This window comes from Sporichthya sp., assembly GCF_013815995.1.
Taxonomy (GTDB): Bacteria; Actinomycetota; Actinomycetes; order Sporichthyales; family Sporichthyaceae; genus Sporichthya.
Genome location: NZ_JACDFE010000195.1, coordinates 1 through 8,531 on the forward strand (window position 1 = coordinate 1; position 8,531 = coordinate 8,531).

An 8,531-nucleotide genomic window follows, 5' to 3' on the forward strand; every position below is an offset into this window, starting at 1 on the left:
GGCCGGCAACGCGCCGACGATCGCCGGAGGCGCGGCGGCTGCCGACCTTGCCCAGCGGGTCGCCGGGCTGGCCGTCACGGCCGCCGGGACCGCGGTGCCGCGTCAGCAACCAGCGGAGCTAGGCCTCCGTACGCGGATCGAGAACTACCTCCGCGCACATCTGGCCGACCCCACGCTGTGCCCGGACGACATTGCCGCCGCGCACTTCATCTCCACCCGCCACCTGCACCGCCTGTTCGCCGGCGGTGGGCGAACCGTCGCGCAGTGGCTGCGCGAGGAGCGACTGGAGCGCGCCCGCCACGATCTGACCACCGGCCGGGGCGGCGTGGCCGAGATCGGTCGCCGCTGGGGGTTCAGCGACCCGGCCGTGTTCAGCCGATCGTTCAAGGCCGCCTACGGGATATCCCCGAGCCGCTACGGCGGGCACCGGGCAGACTGACGGGCATGCTGAACGCCGCCGAGTCCGACTCCTTCGCCTCCCATTGGGCCGCGGGCTGGAACAACCGCGACCTGGACGCCGTGCTGGCCCATTTCGCCGAGGACTGCACCTTCACCTCCCCGGTGGCGAGCCAGATCCTGGGCGGCGACGGCGTGGTCCGCGGCAAGGCGGCCCTGCGCGACTACTGGACGATCGGCCTGGACCGGATTCCTGACCTGCACTTCGAGGTGCTCGGTGTCTACACCGGCGTCGACACGCTGGTGATCCGGTACCGCAATCAGCGCGGCAACGAGGTCTCCGAGGTCCTGATCTTCGGCCCGGACGGCCGGGTCGTCGCCGGTCACGGCACGTACGGGGCGTCCGGCAACCCGGCGGGCGCGCGGTAGCGTGGCAGGGTGACCGAGGCCTGGACCGAGACCGTCGACCCTGTCGAGGAAACCGTCGACGAATGCACCGACGGCGCTGCGGATGACATCCCCAGCAGCGACACTGCGGATGACATCCCTGGCGACCTCCCGACCGACGAGGCCGGGATTCCGGACGAGCCGGAGGCCTTCGTCGAGGAGCTCCGCGCCGCGGGGGACCTGCCCGAGACGGGCGACCCCCGGGTGGATCAGGTGCTGGCCGGGTTGGCCGGGATCGGGGAGCTGCCCATCGCGGAGCACGTCGGCGTCTACGACCAGGCCCACCGGGGCCTGCAGGACGCGCTCGCGAACCTCGACCAGGGCTGAGCCCCGGGACAATGCTGAGCACCTGATGGCGGCCCCTCGACGGCTGCGCCTGGACGCCGAACTGGTACGCCGGGGCCTGGCCCGATCCCGCGAACATGCCTCCGAACTGGTCGCCGCCGGGCGGGTCAGCGTGAGCGGCCGGACGGCCAACAAGCCCGCCACTCAGGTCGAGACCGCCGATCCGATCGTGGTCGTCGAGGACGACGACGACCCGGGCTACGCCTCCCGCGGCGGGCACAAGCTGGCCGGTGCCCTCGACGCGTTCGAGGCCCGGCCCGACGGCGGTCCCGTGGTGGCCGGCCGGGTCTGCCTGGACGCGGGCGCCTCCACCGGCGGATTCACCGACGTCCTGCTGCGCCGCGATGCCGTCCAGGTGATCGCGATCGATGTGGGCTACGGGCAGCTGGCCTGGGCGCTGCAGACCCACGAGCGGGTCACGGTCATGGACCGCACCAACATCCGCGAGCTGGCCGCCGAGGACCTGCCGGCCCGTCCGGAGCTGGTGGTCGCGGACCTCTCGTTCATCTCCCTGGCCAAGGTCCTGCCGAACCTGGCCGGGCTCCCCACTCCCGACGCCGACCTGGTGCTGATGGTCAAGCCCCAGTTCGAGATCGGGAAGGAGCGGCTGACCAGCGGGGGCGTGGTCCGCGATCCCGCCCTGCGCGCCCTGGCCGTCCGCCTCGTCGCCGAGGCGGGAGCGCCCCTGGGGCTCGGGATCCGCGGGGTCACGGCGAGTCCGCTGCCCGGTCCGGCCGGCAACGTCGAATACTTCCTCTGGATGACCGCAGGAGCGCCGCCCCTGGACGAGGACGATCTCGCCGCGGCCATCGCGGCCGGACCGGCATGAGAGCGCAAGGCTGAGAGCGCATGACCGAGGGAGCGCCAGTGGAGCGGGCCGTGCTGCTCGTCGCCCACGTCGGGCGTCCCGACGCGGTCGAGGCCGCCCGCGAGGCCGCGGAGCGCCTGCTGGAGGCCGGGCTGGCGGTGCACGCCACCGAGGTGGAGGCCAAGGCTCTGGAACTCCCCGACGTGCAGGTGGTGGCCGGCGACGAAGCCGCGTCGGAGGGGTGCGAACTCGCGCTGGTGCTCGGCGGCGACGGGACCCTGCTGCGGGCTGCCGAACTGGCCCGCGACCCCGGGATCCCGCTGCTGGGCGTCAACCTCGGCCATGTCGGCTTTCTGGCCGAGGCCGAGCGCGAAGAACTCGGCGGCCTGATCAGCCGCGTCGTCGCCCGCGACTACACCGTCGAGGAGCGGATGACGATCGACGTCACCGTCCAGGTCGGCGGCGAGCAGGTGGCCAGCACCTGGGCCCTGAACGAGGCGTCGGTGGAGAAGGCCGCGCGGGACCGGATGCTCGAAGTCGTCGCTGAGGTGGACGGCCGGCCGCTGTCCCGCTGGGGTTGCGACGGGGTGGTCTGCGCGACCCCGACCGGTTCCACCGCCTATGCGTTCTCCGCCGGCGGGCCGGTCGTCTGGCCCGAGGTGGAGGCGCTGTTGATGATCCCGATCTCGGCGCACGCCCTGTTCTCCCGTCCGATCGTGGTCTCGCCCAGCTCACGCCTCGCGGTCGAGGTCCAGTCCGATACCCCGGAAGGCGTGCTCTGGGTCGACGGCCGGCGCACCTGGCCGCTGCCGGCCGGGGCCCGCGTCGAGGTGTGCCGGGGCGGCATTCCGGTCCAGCTCGCCCGGTTGCACCAGGCGCCGTTCACCGACCGCCTGGTGCGTAAGTTCGAACTCCCGGTGCGGGGCTGGCGCGGCGCGGCCGCGTTCCGTCGCGATCAATGATCCATAGCTGAGGGGGCGTCAGATGCTGGAGGAGATCGCGATCCGCGAGCTCGGCGTCATCGACGATGCCGTCCTCGAGCTCGGCCCCGGCCTGACCGTGCTCACCGGCGAAACCGGCGCGGGCAAGACCATGGTGATGACCGCGCTCGGTCTGCTGCTCGGCGGCAAGGCCGACGCCGGCCTGATCCGGGCCGGCGCCGAACGACTCTCGGTCGAGGGCCGGGTCCGGGTCGCGGCCGACTCCGCCGCGGCGCTCCGGGCCGCCGAGGCCGGTGGAGAACTCGACGAGGCCCCACACGGAGGAGCAACGCTGATCCTCGGGCGCACCGTCACCGCGGAAGGCCGCTCCCGCGCCTTCGTCGGCGGCCGCAGCGCTCCGGTCGGGCTGCTCGGCGAACTCGCCGAGGACCTCGTCGCGGTGCACGGCCAGCACGACCAGCAGCGACTCCTGCGCCCGGCCCGCCAGCGCGACCTGCTCGACCGCTACGCCGGGGACAAGGTCGCCAAGGCGCTTGCCGCCTACCGGCGCTGCTTCGACGACCTGCGTGAGGTCCGCACCCGCCTCGCCGAGATCACCGGCCGGGGCCGCGAGCGCGCCCAGGAGGCTGACCTGCTCCGGCTCGGCCTGACCGAGATCGAGGCCGTCGCCCCCGAGCCGGCGGAGGATGTCACGCTGGCGGCCGAGATCGAGCGCCTCGCCCATGCCGACGCCCTGCGCGCCGCGGCCTCCGGCGCCCACGACCTGCTGCTCACCGACGCCGACCGCACCGGCACCGACGCGGCCGCCCTCGTCGGGGAGGCCCGGCGCACGGTGGAGGCCATGGCCGCCCACGACCCCGAGCTGGCGGAGCTGGGCAAGCGGATCGCTGAGCTGACGTACCTGCTCGCCGACGTCACCGCCGACCTGGCGTCCTACGCAGCCGGCATCGAGGTCGACCCGGCCCGGCTGCAGTCCGCCCACGAGCGGCTGGCGGACCTGGGCCGGCTGCAGCGCAAGATCAGAGAGCGCTTTTCCGGGGGGTTGTTGGGGGGCGCAGCGCCCCAACTGAACGGGGACACCGTCGACGAGGTTCTCACCTGGGCACAGGCCGCCTCGGAGCGGCTGCTCGAGCTGGACGCCGACACCGACACCACCGCGGAGCTGCGCGCCGACGAGGCCCGCCTCGACGCCCAGCGCAGCGCAGCGGCCGCCGACCTGACCAAGGCCCGGACCAAGGCGGCCGGGCGGCTGGCCAAGGCCGTCACCGAGGAGCTGGCCGGGCTGGCCATGGCCAAGGCGTCGTTCACGGTCGCCGTCCGTCCGACCGAGTTCGGCCGGGACGGGGCGGACGAGATCGAGCTGCTGCTCGCGCCCCACCCCGGGGCGCCGGAGCGGGCGATCCAGCGTTCGGCCTCCGGTGGCGAGCTGTCCCGGATCATGCTCGCGCTGCAGGTGGTCCTGGCCGGGGCGGACCCGGTGCCCACCTTCGTCTTCGACGAGGTCGACGCGGGGGTCGGCGGCAAGGCCGCGGTCGAGGTCGGGCGCCGGCTGGCGGCGCTGGCCCGCAGTTCCCAGGTGCTGGTCGTCACCCACCTGCCGCAGGTCGCGGCCTTCGCCGACCGGCACCTCCTGGTCGCCAAATCCGACAACGGGCGGGTCACCCGCACCGGCATCACCGCTCTGGAGGGGGAGGCCCGGGTCCGCGAGCTGTCCCGGATGCTGGCCGGCCAGGAGGACTCCGCGACCGCCCGCGCGCACGCCGAGGAGCTGCTCGCCGCCGCCCGGCGCCCCTGAACAGCAGGGGATGTCATCCCTCTCGACCGCCCGCATCGGGACAATTCGGGCATTTTTCGGTCGACGGGGATGACATCCCCTCGACCCAGCAATGACTCAGGGATAGCCCTCGAGCAGGGGTGGACCTGCTCTGACGTGGGAGAATGCGGACATGAGGTGGCCGCACCGGACCCGGTCGCGCGAGAGCTCCGAGCCCGGAGTCCGCGCGGTCGTCCGAGTTGACCGGCGCACCAAGAACCTCACCAAGCGGCTCCGGCCCGGCGAGATCGCCGTCATCGACCACGAAGACCTGGATCGGGTCAGCGCCGAGGCACTGGTCGCCTGCCGGGCGGGCGCGGTGATCAACGCCGGGGTGAGTACCAGCGGCCGGTACCCCAACATGGGGCCGCAGATCCTGCTGAACGCCGGGATCCCGCTGATCGACGACGCCGGCGCCGACCTGTTCGATTTCGTCACCGAGGGCGAGCTGCTCCGCCTCACCGGCGGCACGCTCTACCGCGGCGAGGACGCGGTCGGGCAGGGCACCGTGCTGGACGCCGAGGGCATCGCCGCGGCGATGGAGAAGGCCCGGGAGGGCCTGTCCGACCAGCTGCGCGCCTTCGCCGCGAACACCATGGAGTACCTGGAGAAGGAACATTCGCTGCTCCTCGACGGCGTCGGCATCCCGGAGCTGGAGACCGACTTGGAGGGCCGGCACGCGCTGATCGTCGTGCGCGGGCACCACTACCGCGAGGACCTCGCGACGCTGCGTCCCTACATCCGGGAGTACCGCCCGGTGATGATCGGCGTGGACGGTGGCGCCGACGCCCTCCTCGAGGCCGGGTACACCCCGCAGCTCATCGTCGGCGACATGGACTCGGTCTCGGACCGGGCGCTGACCTGCGGCGCCGAGCTCGTCGTGCACGCCTACCGGGACGGCGACGCACCTGGGCTCGAACGGGTGCAGTCCCTCGGCCTGGACGCGGTGCTCTTCCCGGCGACCGGCACCAGCGAGGACGTCGCGATGCTGCTCGCCGACGACAGCGGCGCCGCCCTGATCGTCGCGGTCGGCAGCCACGCCACCCTGGACGAATTCCTGGACAAGGGCCGGGCCGGCATGGCGAGCACCTTCCTCACCCGGCTGCGGGTGGGCGGCAAGCTCGTCGACGCCAAGGGCGTGTCCCGGCTCTACCGCAGCCGGATCAGCAACTGGCAGCTGTTCTTCCTGCTGCTGGCCTGCCTGGTCTGCATGACGATCGCGTTCACCGCGTCCCCGTCCGGCCGGGCGATCATGACCACGATGTCGGACCAGTGGGGGGACTTCACCTACTGGCTCTCCGGAAAAGTCTGAGCGGCAAGATCTCCCGTGGTCTCGTTCCGCTATCACCTGGTGTCGCTCATTGCCGTCTTCATGGCGCTGGCGACCGGGATCCTCGTCGGCAGTTCGCTGCTCAACCAGTCACTGATCGACTCCCTGCGCTCGACGGTGTCCACGCAGCAGACCGAGAAGGACAACCTGCGCAAGGACCTGGACACCCTCCGCAACGAGGTCATCTACCGAGACCAGTACCTCGACGATCTCGACGACCGACTGCTGGCCGGGCAGCTCGCCGGGCAGCGCGTCGTCCTGGTGACCATGCCGGGGGCCGGCGGCGGTGACGCCGACGGTCTCGCCGAGGTGCTGGCCCGCGCCGGGGCGAAGGTCACCGGCCGGATCGGGGTGGACGACGCCTTCTTCGCCACCGCCGAGGACCCCCGCGACCTGGCTGCCAAGGCTGAGGCGCGCGAGGCCATCCTGCGCAAGAACCCGATCCCCGAACTGCGCGGCCAGCCCGCCCAGGTCCAGCTGGCCGGAGCTCTGTTGACCAAGGGCGGCACCGACCGGGCCATCAGCGCACCGGCCAAGACCCTGCTCGAACAACTCGACCGGGGTGGCTTCATCTCCCGGCGGGGGCTGGAGGACCGGGCCGACCTCGCGGTGATCGTCGTCGGGTCGCCCCCCGAGCCACCGGTGAGCGCCACCGAGCGCACCGAACAGGGCATGGTCGGCCTGGCCGCAGCGCTCGACGCCGCCGGCAACGGCGTGGTGGTGGCCGCACCGGCCAAGGCGGCCGTCGGCGGGGCGATGGACACGATCCGCAAGGCGGAGGCCACCCGCGACACGATCAGCACCGTGGACACCGTGGAGACCGTCTTCGGCCGGGTCGCGACCGTCTACGCCCTGATCGAGCAGATGGGCGGCGGCGTCGGGCACTACGGCTCGACCGCCGACTCCGACGGCCCGTTCCCCGCCCTGACGCCACCGGGCAAACGGTGAAGGCCGTCGCGTTCGGCGTCGGCGCCCTGGCTGCGCAGGCCGCGTACACCGCGTTCCGCTCGCGGGCCGGGGAGGGTAATCGCTGGGAGCGGATCAATCACCGCGGCCTCAGCCTCACTTTGCTGGAGGGACCGGCGTTCACGGCCGGCGCGGCCACCGCGATCGCGCTCACCCCGGGACTGCCCGGCCCGGCCCGGGCCGCCGGCGCTCTGGCCGTCCTGGGCGCCGGGGCGATCGGGGCCTACGACGACCTCGGCGGCCTACGGACCCAACAGGCCAAGGGCTTCGCCGGGCATCTGGCCGCGCTGCGCGAGGGCCGGTTGACCAGTGGGGCGGTCAAGGCCGCCGGCATCGGGGCGACCTCGCTGGCCGCCGCCGCCCTCGTCTCGTCCGGACCCCGCGATGCCGTCCTCGGCGGAGCGGTCGTGGCGGGGTTCGCGAACCTGATCAACCTCTTCGACCTGCGACCCGGGCGGGCGTTGAAGGTCGGACTGCTCCACCTCCCGCTCGTCGCCGTGCCCGGTCCCGCCGGCATCTTCCTGGCCGGACCCTTCGGTGCCGCCGTTGCGCTGCTTCCACGCGACCTCCGTGAGGAGGCGATGCTGGGCGACGCCGGGGCCAACGCGCTCGGGGCGGCACTCGGTGTCGCCGTGCTCCTGAAGTTCGGCACCACGGGTCGGCTCGCCCACCTGGTCGGTATCGCTGCGCTGACGGCCGCCAGCGAGAAGATCAGCTTCACCCGGGTGATCGCCGCGACCCCGCCGCTGCGCTGGTTCGACGAACTGGGCAGACACACCACAGGACCTGTCACTCCTACTGTGTCGTCGTGACCTCGCCCCCACCCGTCGCGCGAACCTTCGCCGCGGGGTTGGCGGGCGGCGCACTGACCGTCGCCGTCGTCACGGTGGTGGCGCGGGTGGTGGGCCTGGGTCGCTGGGTCGTTTTCTCCAAGACCGTTGGCGGCGGCTGTCTGGCCGACGCCTACAACACCGCGAACCTGCTGCCTAACGTCCTGTTCGAGGTGGTCGCCGGGGGAGCCCTCGCCGGCGCAGTGGTGCCGGTGCTGGCCGGAGCCGTCGCGCGCTCGGACCGGGCCGCGATCGACCGCACCGTCTCGGCGCTGCTGAGCTGGACGCTGTTGCTGCTCGTCCCGGTCTCCGTCGTCACCGCCCTGGCCGCCCGCCCCGCCGTCAAGGCGCTGCTCGGCGACGACGTGGACTGCGCCGGCGCGGTCGACGCCGCGACCCGGATGTTGCTGATGTTCACCCCGCAGCTCGTCTGTTACGGCCTGGCCGTGGTGCTGGGCGGGGCCTTGCAGGCGCACCGCCGTTTCCTCGCCGCCGCCGTCGCTCCGCTGGTGTCGAGCGCCGTGGTGATCGGGGCCTACCTGACCTTCGTCGCCCTCGCCGACGGCGAGCGCGCAGTGGCGGCCGTGCCCCGATCGGCGGAGGCCGCGCTCGCGGTCGGCACCACGCTCGGGGTGGCCTCGCTCGCCCTCACCGT

10 protein-coding genes are annotated in these 8,531 nt (G+C 73.0%); all 10 read left to right on the forward strand.

The window, feature by feature from the left end; all coding sequences use genetic code 11:
* Positions 1 to 439, forward strand: a 439-nt coding sequence (locus H0X00_RS18450) for a helix-turn-helix transcriptional regulator (protein WP_293773769.1), incomplete at its 5' end; no start/stop codon positions are given.
* 5 nt (positions 440 to 444) lie between these two features.
* Positions 445 to 825, forward strand: coding sequence for a nuclear transport factor 2 family protein (locus H0X00_RS18455; protein ID WP_293773770.1), 381 nt, complete (start codon positions 445 to 447; stop codon positions 823 to 825).
* Positions 826 to 834: 9 nt separating this feature from the next.
* The gene (locus H0X00_RS18460) at positions 835 to 1,170 is read left to right on the forward strand and encodes a hypothetical protein (protein WP_293773772.1); all 336 of its coding nucleotides are present in this window, start codon (positions 835 to 837) and stop codon (positions 1,168 to 1,170) included.
* 25 nt (positions 1,171 to 1,195) lie between these two features.
* The gene (locus tag H0X00_RS18465; protein ID WP_293773773.1) at positions 1,196 to 2,017 is read left to right on the forward strand and encodes a TlyA family RNA methyltransferase; all 822 of its coding nucleotides are present in this window, start codon (positions 1,196 to 1,198) and stop codon (positions 2,015 to 2,017) included.
* A 20-nt stretch (positions 2,018 to 2,037) separates the two neighbouring features.
* Positions 2,038 to 2,958, forward strand: coding sequence for an NAD kinase (locus tag H0X00_RS18470; protein WP_293773774.1), 921 nt, complete (start codon positions 2,038 to 2,040; stop codon positions 2,956 to 2,958).
* Positions 2,959 to 2,980: 22 nt separating this feature from the next.
* Complete coding sequence (recN, locus tag H0X00_RS18475) at positions 2,981 to 4,732, forward strand: DNA repair protein RecN (protein WP_293773775.1); 1,752 nt, start codon at positions 2,981 to 2,983, stop codon at positions 4,730 to 4,732.
* 151 nt (positions 4,733 to 4,883) lie between these two features.
* Positions 4,884 to 6,062 carry a putative cytokinetic ring protein SteA gene (steA, locus tag H0X00_RS18480; protein ID WP_293773777.1) on the forward strand — a complete coding sequence of 393 codons (1,179 nt, stop codon included), beginning with the start codon at positions 4,884 to 4,886 and terminating at the stop codon, positions 6,060 to 6,062.
* A 15-nt stretch (positions 6,063 to 6,077) separates the two neighbouring features.
* Complete coding sequence (locus H0X00_RS18485; RefSeq protein ID WP_293773778.1) at positions 6,078 to 7,028, forward strand: copper transporter; 951 nt, start codon at positions 6,078 to 6,080, stop codon at positions 7,026 to 7,028.
* The gene (locus H0X00_RS18490; protein WP_293773780.1) at positions 7,025 to 7,858 is read left to right on the forward strand and encodes a hypothetical protein; all 834 of its coding nucleotides are present in this window, start codon (positions 7,025 to 7,027) and stop codon (positions 7,856 to 7,858) included. Before H0X00_RS18485 ends, H0X00_RS18490 begins: the two co-directional genes overlap by 4 nt.
* On the forward strand, positions 7,855 to 8,531 hold a 677-nt coding region (locus tag H0X00_RS18495; protein WP_293773782.1), incomplete at its 3' end, for a lipid II flippase MurJ. The genes H0X00_RS18490 and H0X00_RS18495, both read left to right, overlap by 4 nt.